Below are 18,233 nucleotides of genomic sequence, written 5' to 3'. Positions count from 1 at the left end.
TTTTCAATTGCACTTTTAAAAAGGAAACCATGAAAAGAATATTGCTGATATTATTTCTAATTCATCTTACTTCTTTTGGACAAGGATTTGAATTTAAAACGGTACCAAAGTCCAATGCTAAGGCGCTTGCCAATCAAATGCAAGCTTTGGCTGTATCCTATCCGCTAAAAGAATTGGCAGGATTGGACTTAATCAAGGTTCAAATCGTAAGTGAAAAATATGACGATGCCATAGCAACTATCGAGAAAGAAACTAAGGACAAGCCAAAAACGGAACAGATCTATTTAGATTTATATCACCAGTATGCCAAAGCAAAACTCACACCTAACTTTCAAGTGGCCTTTAGAGAATTATATAAATCCTATGTGACAAAGGCCGATGATTTTCAGGCACTGAATTTAGATGACACATTAATTGCGAGAGATGGTACGGACTATTTTATTGCTGATTTTGAACGTACTTATGAAAATTTAACTACTGAAACGATTTCGAATGATACTGCACAAAATTTAATCCACAAATATTTCTTGAAAATGGTTTATGAATCCACAAGAGATCTGTTTTTTGAAGCAATAAAACAAGACCATAAACGCAGATATCGTATAAATGACAGTATAATAGTGCCCATGAAAGATGGGGCAGAGGTTTCCGTAGTAGTGGTTGAAAGAAAAGAATCTGTTAAAGCGAAGAAACCGGCCATCTTAATTGCTTCTATTTATGCAGGTACCAATGAGACTGGGGCAATGTTATCCGCCTCAAAAGGCTATGTTGGAGTAATCGCCAATACAAGGGGGAAACGATTAAGCAAAGGAGCGGTAAAGCCTCTAGAACATGAAAATACAGATGTTTATGAAGTGATTGATTGGATTAGCAAGCAGCCTTGGTCCAATCAAAAAGTAGGAATGTACGGTGGTAGTTATAACGGATTTACCCAATGGGCATCCATGAAATATAAAGTGCATCCAGCTTTAAAAACCATTGTTCCCATGGTAGCCATTGCACCAGGAATTGATTACCCAATGGAAAATAATATACTACATAATTATTCCTATTCTTGGAATTTTTATGTAACCAATACTAAGTTTTTGGATTTTAAAGCCTCCCAAGATTTTACTCGATGGAATACCTTAAAAAATACGTGGTATACCTCTGGAGTTGCCTTTAATAGATTAGATAGCTTGGATGGACACGTAAATAGATTATGGAATACCTATATGCAGCATCCTAGTTATGATGCTTATTGGAAGAAAATGATTCCTTATAAACAAGAATTTTCAAAAATCAACATTCCAATTTTGACCATAACAGGCTATTATGACGATTCTCAAAGAGGAGCCCTATATTATTATGACCAGCATACTAAGTATGTAAAAAATCCAAATCACTATGTATTGGTTGGACCTTACGATCATTGGACGGCACAAACCCAACCTCAGGAGTTCTTAAGGAATTACAAATTAGATAAAACCGCCTTAATTGACATTAGATATGACTTGGTTTATCAATGGTTCGATTACATCTTAAAAGGTAAAGAAAAACCAAGTATTCTAAAGGATAAAGTGAATTTTCAGGTAATGGGAACCAATACATGGATGCACAAACCGAGTTTAAGTGCCATGACCAACGATACCTTGACTTTTCATTTAAGTGATGCTAAATCGGATGAATTTTATGCGCTTAAATCGAAATCGAATGCTTCCAAAATTAACTTAACCGTTGATTTTAAAGATAGAGAAAGCATGAATAACACAGGGTATTATCCTTGGCCTTTAGAAAAAGAAAACATCAATATAAAGGATGGATTGCTTTTTAAATCGGAACCCTTAGAGGAGGATGTGATTATAAATGGATCCTTCCTCGGAAATCTTGAATTTACTATCAATAAAAAAGATGTGGATTATTCCGTTATCCTATATCACTTAACGCCAGAAGGGAACTACTTTCATTTAAGCTATTATATTGGTAGAGCGAGTTATGCTACAGATCGAGAACAAAGAAATTTATTGACACCGAATCAAAAAACGCAAGTGTCTTTCGACAATTCTAAACTAATCAGTAAAAAGCTACAAAAAGGAAGTAGGATGGTAGCTGTGGTCAATGTGAATAAAAACAATAATGCACAACTTAATTATGGAACGGGGAAGGATGTGAATGAAGAAAATATTAAAGATGCAGAAGTCCCGTTAAAAATTATATTTTCAGGTAATAGTAGTATTTCCTTACCGGTTTGGTATTCCCTAAAGGAATAACCAAATTCTTATTAGTATATCATTGGCAAAAAAGGCCTATTCGATTCTCCTTTTGGCTATTTTTTTCCGTGGACAGGGGCTGCAGGGTTGCACCTATTGATCAAAGCAAAAGTAACGATGCGGTGAGTCCCATTGTAAAGATATTTGAGAAAACGAGCCCCATAGGCTAATTTAATGGATTTGGTATCATCTCACAAATAGTTATGGAATAGAGTGAAGTCCATGACCTTTACTTCCTGTTTTTCGGTATCTAGGTTTAAGGCCCTGAAAAAGTTATTTTGAAAAGGGGTATCATTGATATACATAGAAGTAAATATGGAATCCAAATTGGTTACTTGTTTCTATGGCATTTCAAGCTTTAGAAGTATTTGCAAGGTTCTCCCATATATCGTTAAATAAACTATATGGTTTTTGTAAATTTAGCTTTGAATAATGCCTGTAATCGATAAGAAATCAATAGCTGTCTTGCCATTTGTTAATTTGAGTAATGATATTAACAATGAATATTTCTGCGATGGCTTAACCGAAGAAATAATTAACGCCTTAGCATCTATAAAGGTATTATTAGTGACCTCTCGTACTTCTTCCTTCTATTTTAAAAACAAAAAAGCAACCTCTAAAGAAATAAGGGAAAAACTAAAGGTAGCTACATTTATAGAAGGCAGTGTAAGGACATCCAAAAATAAAATGCGCATTACTGTGCAAATGATAGATGCTTTGGATGACTTTCATTTCTGGTCAGAAACTTTTGATAGAAATCCTGAAAATATTTTTGAAATTCAAGATGAAATTAGTCTGTTTATCGCTGAAAAATTACGCGAACACATAGGGCATCTCGAAATCGAAGATAAGCTAGTAGAAGCTATTGATGTACCTGTAGCTATTTATAGAGAATATTTGAAAGGAAGGTACTACATCATGAAACTAGATTATAAAAACTCTATAAAGGGTATCAATATCTTAAAAGAAGTAATACATAAATCACCCAATTTTTCAAATCCCTATTTAGATATAAATCTAGCCTATGTTAATATGGGAACTATGGGGCTTTTGCCCGCATTTGAAGCATACGAGAAGGCCCAACCTTATTTGTTAAAGGCATTAGAGCTAGACCCAAACTCATCAAGGTCACAATTGAATTTGGCTTGGATAGAATGCTGGCAAAACTGGAATCTTAAGAAAGCTTACGAACATGCCAATAAGGCTTTGGAGATGCAACAAGCAGACGATATTTACTTAACCATTTCTAATTTTTTGACCGTAGAAGGAAAATTAGATGCGGCAAGTAATTATCTTGACAAAGCCTTACAGTTAGATCCTTATGCCGCTATAAATCATCATTACAAGGGTTTTTTATACTACTTGAAGGAAGATTATAAAACTGCGATACCTTATCTAAAAAAGGCATTAGATTTAGACCCTAAGTTACCCTTTCCACCAATTTATATAGGGATTTGTTTATTGATGTCAGGCAAACCAAATGAAGCTTTGACATATTTCGGTTCACTTGAAGGAGTTTCTGTGAAAGACCTCACCAAATTAGGAGGTGAAACCATGTGCTATGCAAAACTCAATGAAACGGAAAAGTGTAATGATGGATTAAAAGAATTAGAGACGTATTTAAATACTGATCTTGTAGATAAGGCATTTACGTTTTTGATATTAGTAAATGCCTTGTTAGGTAATAACGAAAAGGTAATTGATTTAATAACTCAAGCATACAATAATCGTTTGCCCGTAATTTTATTACTTAATCCATCACCAATTCTTAAACCTGTTAAAAATCACAAAAGGTTTAAAGACATCATGCTAAAAGCCATTCCAGATAATTTAAATTATAAACAGAAAAAGAAGTATAAACAGGCTTTACTAGATTCCAACGAAATCAAAAAGTACTGCAAGGAACTAGAGCAAATAATGATAGACTACAAACTGTATTTAAATCCAGACCTATCCTTAAAAGATTTAGCTTCTTACTTGGAACTTCCTGCCAATTATGTCTCGCAATTATTAAACTTGGGGTTTCAAAAAAACTTCTCTGAGTATATCAATACCTTTAGGGTTAACGAATTTAAAGAGCGCGTTCTTCTAGAAGAAAACAAAGGATTAACCATAATGGCTGTGGCATACGATAGTGGTTTTAATTCTAAAACCGTATTTAATACGTTTTTTAAAAAAATAGAAGGCACAACACCAAACACTTACCTAAAAAGTGTCCAAAAAAAGTAGTCTTATATTTCTTACTTTACTTTTATAAGCTCTCTATCGATATAATTTTAGTTAGTTTTTTAAAATAGTATATATTTGAAAAACAATGCCTTACGGATATTTTATAAAATTAAAACCACATTTTTTGTGATTTTTTAGACACTTCATAAACTAATAGAGTGTAATAATCTTTAAATGCATTCAAAAAAGAAATTCATTCAGGATATAAAAGAAAACGAAGGTATTATTTATAAAACTTCTAGAATTTATTCAAATAATACTGAAGATCAAAAGGACCTATACCAAGAAATTGTGTATCAACTCTGGAAATCTTACGATTCTTTTAAAGAGCATTCTAAAATAAGTACTTGGATGTATCGTATTGCACTAAATACCGCAATCAACAATTTGAAAAAAGAAAAAAGAAAAGGAACTCGAATATCCATTGACGATTTTCTTTTAAATAAAATAGACCATGTTGACACGGTTATGGAAGAACGGGTAACACTGTTATATGCGCATATAAAAAAACTCAGCATTGTAGAAAGAGGAATTATACTACTTTATTTGGAAGGTAAAAACTATGATGAAATTGCTACAATAACTGGTTTTACAAATACCAATATTGGTACACGTTTAGGTAGGATTAAAAGCAAATTAAAATCTCAAATTAAGAAATAATAGAATAATGGAACTAGAAGAAATGAAATCCCAATGGGTAGATATGAGTCACAAAGTTGACCAACAAAAAATATTGACAGATCAATTGATTATAGATTTAACCAAGGAACGTTTTAATACTAAAATGCGGGCTATATCTGTCCCAGAATCAATATCAGCACTCATGTGTTTTGCTGCTGTACTGTTTATTATTAGCAATTTTAATTCATTAGATGTATGGTACTTAAAGCTTTCAGGTGTATTTGCAATTATTGCTTGTTTGGTACTACCTGTGCTGTCTTTAAAATCAATTCAAAAAATGAAGTCTGTGCATATATCTAAAAGCACTTTTAAAGAAACTGTAGAAGCATATGCAAAAGGTAAATCAAAGTTTATGCAAATTCAAAAAATAAGTTTTTACACCAGCTTTTTAGTACTGGTAGCTTTGGTTATTGTATTTGGTAAAATCATAAAAGATATCGATGTATTTACAATGACAGAAAAGCTAAATTGGTTAGTCCCTTCTGGTATTGGGGTCTTGTTTATATTCTCACAATGGGTACTAAAAAAATACAAGAAGGCAACAGAGTCAGCAAATACCATATTGCAGGAACTAGAAGACTAGCCCTATCATAATCTAATAATCATAACTAGGTAACGTATTTATTTTAATTCTGAATGTTATTCGGATAGGAAAAATACGTTCAAATTCTAACACATTTAAACTTCATAAAATGAAAAAAATACACATCACATGCGCTATACTTATGTACTCGGTTTTGAGTTTTTCTCAAGACATTACAGGCATATGGAACGGAACAGCAAAATTAGGAGAAGACAAAGAAATCAGTTTTATTTTTAATATTAAAAACATTGAAAATGAATATGTTACGGAGTTTTCAATACCCAAGCAACGTGTTACTGCTCTAAAACCTCAAAAAACGACTTTTGAAAATGGTGTATTACTTATAGATGGTGCAAACTTAGGTGTAAAGTACGAAGGTAAATTCAATCAAACATTAAAACAGTTTGAAGGCACATTTACCGAAGGTGTGAATCAACTTCCTTTAAACTTGAAAAAAGGAAAGCTAAAATTGGAAGCTAAAAATAATAGACCTCAAGAACCTGTTAAACCGTATCCCTATAATGAAGAAGAAGTAGTTTTTGAGAATAAGGAAGCTAATGTATCACTTGTTGGAACATTAACCATACCTAAAAAATCTGGAAAATCTCCAGCTGTTATTTTAATAAGTGGTAGTGGTCCACAAGATAGAGACGAAACATTTGCAAATCACAAACCTTTTTGGATAATTGCAGATCATTTAACTCGCCAAGGTATTGCAGTTTTGCGTTTTGATGATCGTGGTGTAGGAAAATCGACAGGTAATTTTAGTAATGCTACTACAAAAGATTTTTCAACAGATGTAGTAAGTGCTGTAAAGTATCTAAAATCAAGAGCAGATATTGATGCTAATGATATCGGATTAATAGGTCATAGCGAAGGTGGTATTATTGCTCCTTTAGCAGCAAATCAAACAAAAGGCGTGTCTTTTATGGTTTTATTGGCTTCTACAGGAATTCCTGGGAGTGAAATATCATTAATGCAGTCTATATCAATGAGGCCTTTTCCTGTACCAAATGAAGCAGAATATGAACGAGCCATTAGAAAAGCAATTAAAATTGCGTCTTCAGACAACGAATTATCAATAATTAAAAAAGAATTGACAAATCATTACAACAAAACGATTGCTCCTATATTAGAACCATTAGTTGGTAATGATGCCAAAGTGAATGAAATTATTGAAGGTTTAATCGAAACAAGAACTACACCTTGGGTTCGCTATTTTTATAATTACAATCCTGCTACTGAAATCGAAAAATTAAAAATTCCTGTATTGTCCTTAAATGGTAGTAAAGATACCCAAGTAAAAGCCAAAATAAATCAAAATGGAATACGTCAAGCTTTGATTAAAGGAGGTAATCAAGATTATAAAATCATAGAATTAGAAAACTTAAACCACTTTTTTCAAGAGTGTGAAACTGGAAAGATGGACGAATATCAAAAGATAGAGCAAACGTTTTCCCCAATAGCATTAAAAGAAATTTCGAGTTGGATATTAGAGCATGTAAATTAATTCGTTCGGATTCATAAAACAGAATGGTTTAAGAATGGCTTAAACTTAGTTTTGTCTAATAATAAATTTTAAATCATGAGAAAATATATAACTGTAGTTCTGTTATTGTTTACAATGATAACTTTTGCACAGTCTGCTTCCAAAAATCAAAAGAATGTGCTCATAATTGTAAGTAGTTACGGTAAAGATAATGGTAAAACACGACCAGGATTTGAGTTTGAAGAGTTTGTAGATGCCTACAATATTTTTACTTCAAATAATAGTAAGGTTACCGTGGCTAGTCCTAAAGGTGGTAGTGTTGTGGCAGATAAATTTGACGCAACCAAAGAAAAAAATAATGCTTTTTTTACAAATAAGAATACAGCTTCCATACTTTCACAAACAGTAGCCACTTCACAGGTAGACGCAGATGACTATGATGCTATCTATATTATTGGTGGTAAGGGTGCAATGTTCGATGTTCCATATGACCCTTCATTACAAGATATAATACTAAATCTATACAATCGAAAAGGTACAGTTTTGGCTTCTGTTTGTCATGGTACTTCTGCCTTTATTAATGTGAAACACCAAAACAATTATATTTTAGATAATGAAAGGATTACAGGATTTTCTAATGAGGAAGAAAAAATTTTTAAGAGTAAATGGATAGATGAATTCCCATTTTTATTGGAAGATGCCGTAAAGTCTAGAGGTGCAAAATATCAAAAAAGTAGTTTTATGCTAGAAAACGTGGTCATTTCTGGCAAGTTTATAACAGGGCAGAATCCAGCTTCCACAAAAGTTTCGGCGGAAGCTGTGGTGAATGCTTTAGGAGTGAAGCCTGTGCAAAGAGCTAAGGATAGTAAAGAGAAGTTAGAAAAAGGGATGCGTTTAATCACTTTTGGTAAACCTTATTTTTTCAATGAAAACTTTCAGTTATTAGTAGCAAAAACACAGCTGAATCTTCAAAACACAGAACAAGCAAAAAAAAACACTTGAAGAGCTAATTGAAAAAAATCTTTTAAAAGAGGAAGCTACAACGTTACTTAATGGGATTACTAAAAGCTAAATAATGAAGAAAAAAGTTTTATTTTTTTTAAAAGTTAGTTGCGCATTAATTTCTATAGTAGTTATAGTTATGGCAACAGCTTATATATGGCCAACGAATACATTACAACCACCAAAATCTTTCGAAGAAACTATCATTAAAAATGTAAGTATTGTCGATGTTAAAACAGGTAAAATAGCTAAGCATCAGTTTGTTTTAATTGAGCACTCTCGTATTACAAAAATTGATAGTACAAATATCATAGTTTCCGATGATGCTTTAATAATCGATGGCACCGATAAATTCCTAATTCCAGGTTTATGGGATATGCATACCCATTCCGATCAACATTCAGAATGGTTGCATCATCCACTGTACATCGCAAATGGCATTACTGGGGTAAGAGATATGTCTGGTCAATTGAATGAAAAGGATAGTTATTGGGTGGGTAGTAAGGAACGTTTGCAATGGAATAAAGATTTAGAACTTAACACCAGGGTTACACCTAGATACGTATTACAAAGCAGTTACCAAATGGATGGTGTAAAAGCCATTCCTGAAGATGCACCAGACTTTTTTAAACTGCAAAATCCATCCCAAGTAGATTCATTGCTACAATTCTATAAAAATGAAAAGGTGGATTTTATTAAGGTGTACCAACAGCTACCAAAGGACACCTATAAAACATTAGCATTAAAAGCACCAGAATATGGGTTGCATCTAGCAGGTCATAAACCCATGTTTCTAAGTTTGGAAGATGCGGTTAACCTAGGACAAAGAAGTTTTGAACACGGACGAATATTCATGTACGAATGTTTCCCGGAAACGGATAGTTTAAAGCATTCAACGAATTGGAAAGCCTATTTTTCTAAATCAAAAGCAAAGATTGTACACCAGTTTGACAGTGTTCAAGCAAAAGCATTGATGCGTTTAATGCAGCAAAAAAAAGCTTATTGGACACCTACCTTACAGACCTTGAAGTTTGAGGCCAATGCGCATAAAAATGAGTTTACCAACAATGAAAATCTAAAATATGTAACCAACATTAGAAAGCGGTTATGGTGGAAATATGATACAGACCATAACAAAGAAAAAAATCTAGAAAGAAAAGGTGAAAATGTAAGTGAACAATTTTTTGAAGCTTCGAAAAATCAACTATCCATGGCACATAGAATGGGGGTGCCCATTATGGCAGGAACAGATGTTATGGACTCTTATGTGTTTGCCGGATTTAGTTTGCACGATGAATTATACGAATTGACTTCTGCTGGGTTGACCAACCTTGAAGCTTTACAAAGTGCAACTATGGTTCCAGCCACCTACTCAAATGCAATCGAGGATTATGGAACCATTGAAATAGGCAAAAAAGCAGACTTGGTTTTACTGGATAAAAATCCCTTACAGGATATAAATAATACAAAAAGCATCAATGGAGTACTGTTAAACGGTGTGTATTATGATGAAGAAAAACTCAGAGAACTAAAGGCGTTTACAGAAACGGCTGCTGGTAGTTTTCATATGAATGTAAAAACTTTTGTAAGCTTACTGAACAGTCCTTTAATACGCGTGCAGTTTGCCGATTAATACATGTGAAAACAGGAAATGAATCATTTATCGGAAACAAATAATTAATGTCCTTTTAGTTTATGATACAACTCAATTTAAATAATATTGATGATGACTACTTCGCTTCAGCTTGGGGGCTTTATGAAGAAGCCTTTCCAGTTTATGAGAGAAGAACATTGGAGGCACAATCATGTTTACTGGAAAACCCTATTTACAAGTTTGATGTATTCATTGAAAAGAATGTGTTCATCGGTTTCGTTATGTGGTGGGATTTTGAAGATTTTCAATACATAGATCACTTTGCCGTAACAAAATCTCTAAGAAGTAAAGGTTATGGAGCCAAAATATTGGAAGATTTTATAAAGGGAAATTCTAATCCCACTTTATTAGAGGTTGAATTACCAGATAGCTCAATCAATAATAGAAGAATTCGATTTTATGAGCGACTTGGGTTTAAGTTAAACTTACACGAATATAAGGTCCCATCAAGTATTGATGATCGTAAAATTGATTTATTGGTTATGACGTACCCTAACTCGATATCTAATGAAAGCTTCCAAAAGTTTGTTTCCAATAATCACCCTAAAATTTTTAAATCCTTTTAGGGGCTTGAAATTAGTTTTGATTTTTAAACTAGAACTTTTCTTTAAAGTTGACAATTAATTTTACCTCATAAATTATTAACAATAATAGACCGCTTGTTGTTTTCTTTGGTAATATTTAAAAATGCGTCATAATTTATAGTCTTGCCTCATAATTTATAGTACTGCGCTAAACTTATTAACTCTTGCTTCATAACTGTTTACTGTTGCTTCAAGGTTCATCGCATCTTTGTACCATCAAATCGGAACAGTTATTCTAAAAATTCAAAATCAATTAATTAGAATGCTGTTTGCTGATTAAAAGATTTGGTTCTGGTTTTTAAAGTAGAACTTTTTGGTTGCAAAGTCTATTTAATTTTATCAAAAATCTAATAATTATAACAAAAATGAAAATTGAAAAAAGTGGAAAGGGTCTAAAATTAGGAATAGGGATTATACTAGGTGCTATAGTTGGTTACTTGACCTCAAATATGCAATTGTGGTTTGTTTTAGGGATTGCCATAGGTTCAGCATTAGAATATGGTGCCAAAAAAAATCATAAAAAATAAAAATCACTCATTACACATTCCACTTTTTTTTAAGCATTAGCTATTAATGCTTGTAACATCAGAAACAAAAATCAAAAAATCAAAAAGCGAACAATCATGAAATCAATTAAAATGAAAACAATCAAAAAACAAATGGTATCAAGAATGGCTTGCGTAGCCTTTGCATTAGTATCAAGTATAACATACGCTCAAAACGCAAATCCAGAAACAACAACAACACAGCGAGATGGCTTTATTATTGAATTTTCAGTAGGTGGAGGTCTAATCAGTTTAGAAGATAGTGAAGGTATTCAAACGTTCGACACATCTCAAGGAACGTTTGTTTTACCAGATTTAAAGTTGGGCTATATGTTAAATGAAAAACTAGCCATTACTGCCGCAATGCCAGGAAATATTTATGAATTTCAGGATAATGACAGGCATTTCGGAGGTTTTATTCCATCGCTACAATATTGGGTAAAAGATCGTTGGTGGATTCACGGTGGAATTGGTTTAGCAATAGATTCGCCAGCATTATATGATATTAAAGACAATGTAAATGACGATTGGAATTTTGGTTGCGCTGTTATGGCAAGTACAGGTTACGAAATTTACAAAAAGAAAAACTTCGCACTTAATGTGCAGTCAAAACTAGTTTTGGGTCGTGCGTCTTTAGAAGGAGATGCACACAGAGATGCAGTAATCTTTAATATAGGGTTAGGCTTTAGCTGGTTATAAGCTTTAACATAAATAGTGAGTTATCCCCTATTCACAACCCTATTAAAAAGAAACTTTTTATAATTATGAATACAAAAACATTACAAAAACTTGGTGGATTTTGCTCAATTTCACTTGGATTAATCTACATCATAGCGTTTATAGTTTATGGTGGAATATTAGCGTATCCAAAGGCAGACGCAACGGATATTGAAAGAGTAAACTTCTTGTCTGAAAACTATGTAATGCTTTCAACAACAAACTTAATAAGTTATGTTTTATTTGGAATTTTACTTGCTGTATTAGTTGTTTCAATACACCAAAAAATAAAAGATAATTTGCCAAATTTTTCGATACTCGCTTCTGTTTTTGGAGTAATCTGGGTTGGCTTAGTTATAGCCAGTGGAATGATTGCAAATATTGGACTTAATTCTGTCATTAAAATTGGAATTGAGGAGCCACAAAAAGCTATATCAATCTGGACAAGTACTGGTATTGTTTCAGAAGGACTTGGTGGAGGAAATGAAATTGTTGGAGCAATTTGGGTATTACTTTTAAGTATAGCAGCTTTAAAATATTCGTTTTTCTCAAAACCATTGAACTTTTTAGGCCTACTTGTTGCGCTTGCAGGCATTCTAACCATTTTACCTTTCGTCGTATTCAAAGAAATTTTTGGGATTAGTCAGATTGTTTGGTTTGTATGGATTGGAATAGCAATGATTCGTAAACCACATAAATCGTTTGCTCACAAGGAATCAAGTTAATATGCGAACAAAAATTTTTAATTATTCCTAACTAATTGTTAGGTTTCATTCAAACAAGCTAAATGATAAATAAAAGTTTTGAAAAAGCAAAAGAGCAAAGTAAATTATTAGAAAATGATTTGTATAAGAATCCTCAAAAGTACCGCGTATTAACGGGAGATAGACCTACAGGTAATTTGCATCTTGGACACTATTTTGGCTCTATTATAAACCGATTAAAATTACAAAGCTTGGGAATTGAGACTTATATTTTAATTGCTGATTATCAAGTGTTGACAGATAGAAATGTTTTTAATGAAATTTCAAAATTCACCTATGAACTAACTTTGGACTATTTAGCCTGTGGATTAGACCCTGAAAATTATAAAACTCATATTTTTCCACATAGTCATATTCCTGAATTAAATCAACTAACTATTCCATTTCTGACATTAGTTTCCAGTTCAGAATTAAACAAAAATCCAACTGTTAAAGAAGAAATTACTGCTTCAGGACTGAGTAATATTAATGCAGGAATGTATATCTATCCAGTTCATCAAGCTGCTGACATTTTGTTTTGTAAAAGTAATGTGGTTCCTGTTGGAAAAGATCAATTACCTCATATAGAATTAACTCGGAAAATTGCAAAGCGCTTTAATACCAAATTCAATAAAAATATTTTTACAGAACCAGTTGCATTTTTTACTGATACCCCTACTATTCTTGGGTTAGACGGTATTCAAAAAATGAGTAAAAGTCGCAACAATTCAATTATGATAAAGTCAACAGCTGACGAAACAGCAAAACTAATAAAATCTGCCAAAACTGATTCAAGTCGTTACATATCTTACGACCCCGAAAACAGACCAGAGGTTTCCAACTTACTTAAGTTAGCTTCCTTATGTTCAGATAAAAGTCCAACAGATATTGCTGATAAAATTGGCGACCAAGGTTCAGGAAAACTTAAACAGCTAACAGAAGAAGCCATAAACACATATTTTGAGCCTATTAGAAAAAAAAGAATAGAGCTTGAAAAAAATAAAGATTATGTCAGGGATATTTTGCTTAAAGGTATAAGTAAAGCGAGAGAAACAGCTATTGGAACGTTGAGTGAAGTCACTGAGGCAATGAATATGAAAATATAATAGCACTACATCCAGCAAAGAACTGAAATCGGACTCGATTCAATCTTTTTATTTTGAAAGAATAGATTTGATTTTGAATGGAATCTCGAAGAACAAATAAAGCGAACGGAAGCATTTCAAAAAAACAAAATAACTAAAACCATTACTTAATTCTACTTTTTCAAGAAGGTAAACTTCATACAAATATCAATCAATCAATAATCATCATTAATCAAAAAACATCATCATGAAAAAAACTTTAATTACCTTGACTTTGTGCGGACTAACATTAATCGCCAAAGCTCAAAACACAAGTGTAGAAAAATCAACATTCGGATTACAAACTGGAGTTCTAGGAATCTGGGCATATAATGAAGCAAAACTATCAAATACCCTAGCACTGAGAACAGAGATTGGTTTTGATTTTGGTATTTGGGAATCTACGTATTATGATGATTATGATTCTCCATTTCTACTAACACCTGTAATAGTTGTGGAGCCAAGATTTTATTATAACCTCGAAAAACGTTCAAAAAACTCAAAAAGAATTGATGGGAATAGTGGCAACTTTATTGCTTTAAAAATGGGTTATCATCCAGATTGGTTTGTCTTATTCAATACTGACGATGCTCCTGTGGTAAGTGATTTTTCTATTATACCCACTTGGGGAATTAGAAGAAATTTAGGTAAACACTTTAATTATGAAGCAGGTCTTGGTGCAGGATTTAGTTACACATTTGCTAAACGTGCTGGTTATTTAAACAACAAAAGTGAAATGGAATTAAATATGCACTTGCGTATAGGATATAGGTTTTAGCAAAAACAATAATAATTTGAATATCAAAATGGAAAAGACCTTCATAACACTACTTATCGCTGGAATACTTTCTTTGCAATCTTGTGATGCAAAAAAACAAAAAACTAAAGATAATAATATACCAACCATTAAAAACCCATATCTGGGACAAAAACCACCAGGATTAAGACCTTTACCATTTGCTCCAGGTCTTGTGTCTACGGATTTGTATGAAGTCAATAGTGCATTCACCCCAGATATGAAAGCGTTTTATTTTATTAGAAGAGGAGAAGAAAATAAAAAATCAGCTTTTTACGAATACAAATACAGCGAAATTAATGGGGAATGGAAGAAATCTGAAATAGCATCTCCATGGATAGGAAGACCGGTAATATCCCCAGATGGACAAACCATGCATTTAGGTGACAGATATTTAAAAAGAACGGAATCTGGATGGTCAGAATTACAAAAACTAGAACCTCCAACTGTAAGTAATGATTCTATGTATATTATGCGCCTCTCATCATCTTCAAATGGGACGTACTATTTTGACACCTATAAAGAGAATGATTCAACGTTTCCAATTCGCTATTCGCGTTTAATTAACGGTAAACATGAAGAGCCCAAGGCCTTACCCAAAGCAATAAATAAAGGAACCTTTTTGAGCCATCCTTTTATAGCACCAGATGAATCGTATTTGTTATTTGATGCTCAAAGAGAAGATGGTTATGGAGATTCAGATATTTACATCAGTTTTAAACAAAAAGATGGTACTTGGGGTAATGGAATTAATTTGGGAGATAAAATAAACACCAACGCCTGGGAAGCTTCAGCAAGTATAACGCCAGATGGCAAGTACCTTTTCTTTAGTAGAAATGTTGGATCAGACGATTTTGAAAATGTAGATGTTTTTTGGGTAGATGCAAAAGTTATCTATGCTCTTAAAAAGGAATAATGAAAAGGAAAGGTTTGTTCCAATTTCAAAATGCGAACTTTTGTACCCCACATTTTAACCAACTTTGCTATCAACAAAAACAATTATGAAAGCAATAGAATGTCTAAAATATGGGGAGGTAGATAATCTGGTGCTAAGTCATGTAAAAAAACCATCACCAAAAGCTAATGAAGTACTAATAAAGATACATGCAACTTCAGTTACCACAAGCGATGTTCTAATTCGGAGAATGAATGAACCTTTCATTCCTAAACTTATACTCCAACTCATATTTGGTTTTGGCCGTCCAAGAAACCCTGTATTGGGGATGGTAACAGCTGGTATTGTTGAGCGTAAAGGTAAAGATGTAACATTGTTCGAAATTGGGGATGAGGTTTTTGCGTATGGTTCAATCTCGCCTACCAAACTTCGTTTTGGTTCTTATGCAGAATATATTTGTTTACCAGAAGATTGGAATCTAGCCCTAAAACCTGTAAATCTTAGTTTTGAGGAAGCTGCAGCGATACCTTATGGTGGCTTGCTTGCTACTCATTTATTAAAAAAGACGAGCATAAACAAGGGCGACAATGTTTTAATTTATGGAGCGTCAGGAAGTATAGGCACAATGGTCATTCAATTGGCGAAGCATTTGGGTGCTCATGTCACTAGTGTTTGTAGTGGTAGAAACTTCGAATTAGTAACTTCTTTAGGAAGTGATAAGGTGATTGACTACACGATAGAAAATGCTGAAAAACAATTGGAAAGGTATAAATATGTGATTGATGCCGTAGGCAACTCAAAATCATCGATACTAAAAGAAAAGAGCAAAAAAGTATTGGCTTTGAATGGCAAATACATATCCATAGATCATGGCACTCCATTAACACCAAAAGAAGCTTTTTTTAATTTAAAAAGGTTAGCAGAACAAGAGAAACTAAGACCTGTTATTGATAGAGTATATTCTTTAGAAAAAATGGCCGAAGCTCATAAATATGTGGAGATGGGTCATAAAAGAGGAAATGTGGTCATCACTATTTAGCTCGCTATGGATTTTCCCAATTTATAAATCATCAACTCGTGCTGAGCCCAGTCGAAGCATCAAAAAACGAACAGTGTATTTTTGTCAAATCAAAAGAAGGAAAAGAAAAAATATAACCACAACTACCACTTATTTCTGACTGATATAATCTGATGTTTAAATTTAACCAAATGAAAATAGTAAAACGACTTTTAAAAATTGTATTCGCTCTCATTGGCCTGCTTGTGCTAATAGGAATCATTACACTTTGGGTTGATTCATCAGGAACAAATTACCTTGAGATTAATAAGAATGAAACTGCATCTAATAATTCTTACCTGATAAAAAAAGTCAATGTCATCCCAATGAATCAGGACACTGTTTTAGTTGATAAAATGGTGTATATAAAAAAAGGAGTTATTGAAAAGATTGCAGACACTATTGAGGTCAAAGGGATTGAAATTATTAATGCAAAGAACAAATACCTAACACCAGGACTTATAGATATGCATGTGCATGTGTGGGATAGATATGAACTCGGACTCTACCTATCCAACGGTGTAACAGCAGTTAGAAATCTTTGGGGTATGCCAATGCATTTAAGAATTAAAGAAGATGTAATGGAAGAAAATATTTTTTCACCATCGTTTTTTACAACAGGACCAAAACTAACAGGCTCTGAATTCATTGGTGATGACAATTTAAATCTAAGTAATCCGAGTGAAGCTAAAGACAAGGTTGTAGAATATAAAGACAGAGGTTACGATTTCATCAAAACGTATTATGGATTGGATAAGGAAGTTTTTGATGCAGTGATTGAACAAGCCAAGATTTCTGAAATGGACATTGTTGCTCACCCTTCTCAAAAAGTACCATTTTCATATCATTTAAACCCACAAATCAAATCCATTGAACATGCTGAAGAAATTGTGCAGCAACCTTTGCAGTTTGATTTAGATACCCTTAAGCTTCAGGCTGTTATTGATTCTATTTCCGCGTCTAAACATACAAGTTATAGTCCTACACTTACGGTGTTTCATAATATTTATCAAATGATGATGGATGATGACATTTTAGATTCAGAATCATTGAAGTATATGAATCCACTCATTAAAATGGATGATAGCAAAAGACAATTTGAGCGTTGGTATAATGCCAAGCAAGAAGATCCTACGACCGTTGAGCGGATAAAAAAACAGCATGATTTTCACATGAACATCGTTAATAAACTGCATGAAGCTGGAGTACCTATAATTTGTGGCACTGATGGTGGTATTGGAGTTACGCTTCCAGGGTTTTCAATTCATACAGAACTGGCCTTTTACAAAGAAGCTGGCCTTTCTAATTATGAAGTGTTGAAAACAGCTACTGTCAATGCTTCTCGAACGCATTCAATGATGAATCAACTTGGAACTATTGAAGAGGGCAAGATTGCTAATTTGTTATTAGTGGATGAAAACCCGCTTTTTAAGTTGTCTTCGCTTAAAAAACCCACCTATGTTTTTGTGAAGGGGCGAAAATTGGACAGAGCGACTTTGGATTCTTTTAATGAAAAGGCAAAAAATCGAAAGAATTTAATAGCTACTGCTCTGAGGTATTTGGAAAACCTAATCATTGAAAAATAAACTACTGGTAAAAATGTATATGAAATCAGAAAAATTAAAATAAGATTTAATAGAAAGGCTTGTTTGCATCATAATTTATAGAACTGCGTCATAATTTTCAATCTATCATCAAACTTTATACATAAGGCTTCATAAGTGGTTAGAAGCATATTGCTTCTTGATAGATATTTGTAGAAACAAAAATTGAGCTATTAATAATAAAAATTAAAGTGTAACAAATACCTATCATCGCTCGTCATAACATTCAAAATACATCAATCATAATCATCAATCATAATCATCAATCAAAAAACGAACAG

16 protein-coding genes are annotated in these 18,233 nt (G+C 32.9%); all 16 read left to right on the top strand.

The genetic code is table 11. The features are described from left to right. Window positions 1-29: 29 nt before the first annotated feature. The 16 genes from VBZ51_RS12755 (at window position 30) to VBZ51_RS12680 (ending at window position 17,934) form a co-directional block, all read left to right on the top strand. Entirely contained in the window at window positions 30-2,249 is a 2,220-nt protein-coding gene (locus VBZ51_RS12755; protein ID WP_206507180.1) for a CocE/NonD family hydrolase, read from the top strand. A 432-nt stretch (window positions 2,250-2,681) separates the two neighbouring features. Next, window positions 2,682-4,478, top strand: a complete 1,797-nt coding sequence (locus VBZ51_RS12750) for a helix-turn-helix domain-containing protein (protein WP_054557945.1) — start codon at window positions 2,682-2,684, stop codon at window positions 4,476-4,478. A 174-nt stretch (window positions 4,479-4,652) separates the two neighbouring features. After that, window positions 4,653-5,138 (top strand): RNA polymerase sigma factor, encoded by a 486-nt coding sequence (locus VBZ51_RS12745; protein WP_054557944.1) that lies wholly within the window; start codon window positions 4,653-4,655, stop codon window positions 5,136-5,138. Between the two features lie 7 nt (window positions 5,139-5,145). Beyond that, window positions 5,146-5,742, top strand: a complete 597-nt coding sequence (locus VBZ51_RS12740; protein WP_054557943.1) for a hypothetical protein — start codon at window positions 5,146-5,148, stop codon at window positions 5,740-5,742. Between the two features lie 109 nt (window positions 5,743-5,851). Continuing rightward, window positions 5,852-7,252 (top strand): alpha/beta hydrolase family protein, encoded by a 1,401-nt coding sequence (locus VBZ51_RS12735; RefSeq protein ID WP_054557942.1) that lies wholly within the window; start codon window positions 5,852-5,854, stop codon window positions 7,250-7,252. A 75-nt stretch (window positions 7,253-7,327) separates the two neighbouring features. Beyond that, entirely contained in the window at window positions 7,328-8,233 is a 906-nt protein-coding gene (locus VBZ51_RS12730; protein ID WP_054557941.1) for a type 1 glutamine amidotransferase domain-containing protein, read from the top strand. A gap of 73 nt (window positions 8,234-8,306) precedes the next feature. Next, window positions 8,307-9,866: an amidohydrolase family protein gene (locus VBZ51_RS12725; protein WP_083467470.1), complete on the top strand. Its 1,560-nt coding sequence runs from the start codon at window positions 8,307-8,309 to the stop codon at window positions 9,864-9,866. A 62-nt stretch (window positions 9,867-9,928) separates the two neighbouring features. Then, window positions 9,929-10,453, top strand: coding sequence for a GNAT family N-acetyltransferase (locus VBZ51_RS12720; protein WP_054557939.1), 525 nt, complete (start codon window positions 9,929-9,931; stop codon window positions 10,451-10,453). Window positions 10,454-10,836: 383 nt separating this feature from the next. Further along, the gene (locus VBZ51_RS12715; RefSeq protein ID WP_164674148.1) at window positions 10,837-10,998 is read left to right on the top strand and encodes a hypothetical protein; all 162 of its coding nucleotides are present in this window, start codon (window positions 10,837-10,839) and stop codon (window positions 10,996-10,998) included. A 111-nt stretch (window positions 10,999-11,109) separates the two neighbouring features. Next, window positions 11,110-11,715, top strand: a complete 606-nt coding sequence (locus tag VBZ51_RS12710) for a hypothetical protein (protein WP_054557937.1) — start codon at window positions 11,110-11,112, stop codon at window positions 11,713-11,715. A gap of 65 nt (window positions 11,716-11,780) precedes the next feature. Further along, the gene (locus VBZ51_RS12705) at window positions 11,781-12,458 is read left to right on the top strand and encodes a hypothetical protein (protein WP_054557936.1); all 678 of its coding nucleotides are present in this window, start codon (window positions 11,781-11,783) and stop codon (window positions 12,456-12,458) included. 62 nt (window positions 12,459-12,520) lie between these two features. Then, a complete protein-coding gene (gene trpS / locus VBZ51_RS12700; protein WP_054557935.1) occupies window positions 12,521-13,582 on the top strand; it encodes a tryptophan--tRNA ligase in 1,062 nt (353 codons plus the stop codon). A gap of 226 nt (window positions 13,583-13,808) precedes the next feature. Beyond that, window positions 13,809-14,378: a hypothetical protein gene (locus tag VBZ51_RS12695; protein WP_054557934.1), complete on the top strand. Its 570-nt coding sequence runs from the start codon at window positions 13,809-13,811 to the stop codon at window positions 14,376-14,378. 28 nt (window positions 14,379-14,406) lie between these two features. Further along, window positions 14,407-15,312 carry a PD40 domain-containing protein gene (locus VBZ51_RS12690; RefSeq protein WP_054557933.1) on the top strand — a complete coding sequence of 302 codons (906 nt, stop codon included), beginning with the start codon at window positions 14,407-14,409 and terminating at the stop codon, window positions 15,310-15,312. An 85-nt stretch (window positions 15,313-15,397) separates the two neighbouring features. After that, on the top strand, window positions 15,398-16,330 hold the full coding sequence (locus VBZ51_RS12685) for an NAD(P)-dependent alcohol dehydrogenase (protein WP_054557932.1): 933 nt from the start codon (window positions 15,398-15,400) through the stop codon (window positions 16,328-16,330). A gap of 170 nt (window positions 16,331-16,500) precedes the next feature. After that, entirely contained in the window at window positions 16,501-17,934 is a 1,434-nt protein-coding gene (locus VBZ51_RS12680) for an amidohydrolase family protein (RefSeq protein ID WP_054558033.1), read from the top strand. Window positions 17,935-18,233 lie beyond the last annotated feature (299 nt).

The organism is Maribacter sp. HS (assembly GCF_048059195.1).
Lineage (GTDB): Bacteria > Bacteroidota > Bacteroidia > Flavobacteriales > Flavobacteriaceae > Maribacter > Maribacter dokdonensis.
The sequence above is the reverse complement of the archived record's forward strand: the minus strand, read 5'-3'. Positions and strand labels throughout refer to the sequence as shown.

Excerpts from the sequence above, each read along its gene's own strand:
- VBZ51_RS12690 (WP_054557933.1), top strand. The coding sequence starts at position 14,407 with ATGGAAAAGACCTTCATAACACTACTTATCGCTGGAATACTTTCTTTG.
- VBZ51_RS12685 (WP_054557932.1), top strand. The coding sequence starts at position 15,398 with ATGAAAGCAATAGAATGTCTAAAATATGGGGAGGTAGATAATCTGGTG.
- VBZ51_RS12735 (WP_054557942.1), top strand. The coding sequence starts at position 5,852 with ATGAAAAAAATACACATCACATGCGCTATACTTATGTACTCGGTTTTG.
- VBZ51_RS12695 (WP_054557934.1), top strand. The coding sequence starts at position 13,809 with ATGAAAAAAACTTTAATTACCTTGACTTTGTGCGGACTAACATTAATC.
- VBZ51_RS12725 (WP_083467470.1), top strand. The coding sequence starts at position 8,307 with ATGAAGAAAAAAGTTTTATTTTTTTTAAAAGTTAGTTGCGCATTAATT.
- VBZ51_RS12750 (WP_054557945.1), top strand. The coding sequence starts at position 2,682 with ATGCCTGTAATCGATAAGAAATCAATAGCTGTCTTGCCATTTGTTAAT.
- VBZ51_RS12740 (WP_054557943.1), top strand. The coding sequence starts at position 5,146 with ATGGAACTAGAAGAAATGAAATCCCAATGGGTAGATATGAGTCACAAA.
- VBZ51_RS12745 (WP_054557944.1), top strand. The coding sequence starts at position 4,653 with ATGCATTCAAAAAAGAAATTCATTCAGGATATAAAAGAAAACGAAGGT.
- VBZ51_RS12730 (WP_054557941.1), top strand. The coding sequence starts at position 7,328 with ATGAGAAAATATATAACTGTAGTTCTGTTATTGTTTACAATGATAACT.
- VBZ51_RS12720 (WP_054557939.1), top strand. The coding sequence starts at position 9,929 with ATGATACAACTCAATTTAAATAATATTGATGATGACTACTTCGCTTCA.
- VBZ51_RS12715 (WP_164674148.1), top strand. The coding sequence starts at position 10,837 with ATGAAAATTGAAAAAAGTGGAAAGGGTCTAAAATTAGGAATAGGGATT.
- VBZ51_RS12705 (WP_054557936.1), top strand. The coding sequence starts at position 11,781 with ATGAATACAAAAACATTACAAAAACTTGGTGGATTTTGCTCAATTTCA.
- VBZ51_RS12710 (WP_054557937.1), top strand. The coding sequence starts at position 11,110 with ATGAAAACAATCAAAAAACAAATGGTATCAAGAATGGCTTGCGTAGCC.
- trpS (WP_054557935.1), top strand. The coding sequence starts at position 12,521 with ATGATAAATAAAAGTTTTGAAAAAGCAAAAGAGCAAAGTAAATTATTA.
- VBZ51_RS12755 (WP_206507180.1), top strand. The coding sequence starts at position 30 with ATGAAAAGAATATTGCTGATATTATTTCTAATTCATCTTACTTCTTTT.
- VBZ51_RS12680 (WP_054558033.1), top strand. The coding sequence starts at position 16,501 with ATGAAAATAGTAAAACGACTTTTAAAAATTGTATTCGCTCTCATTGGC.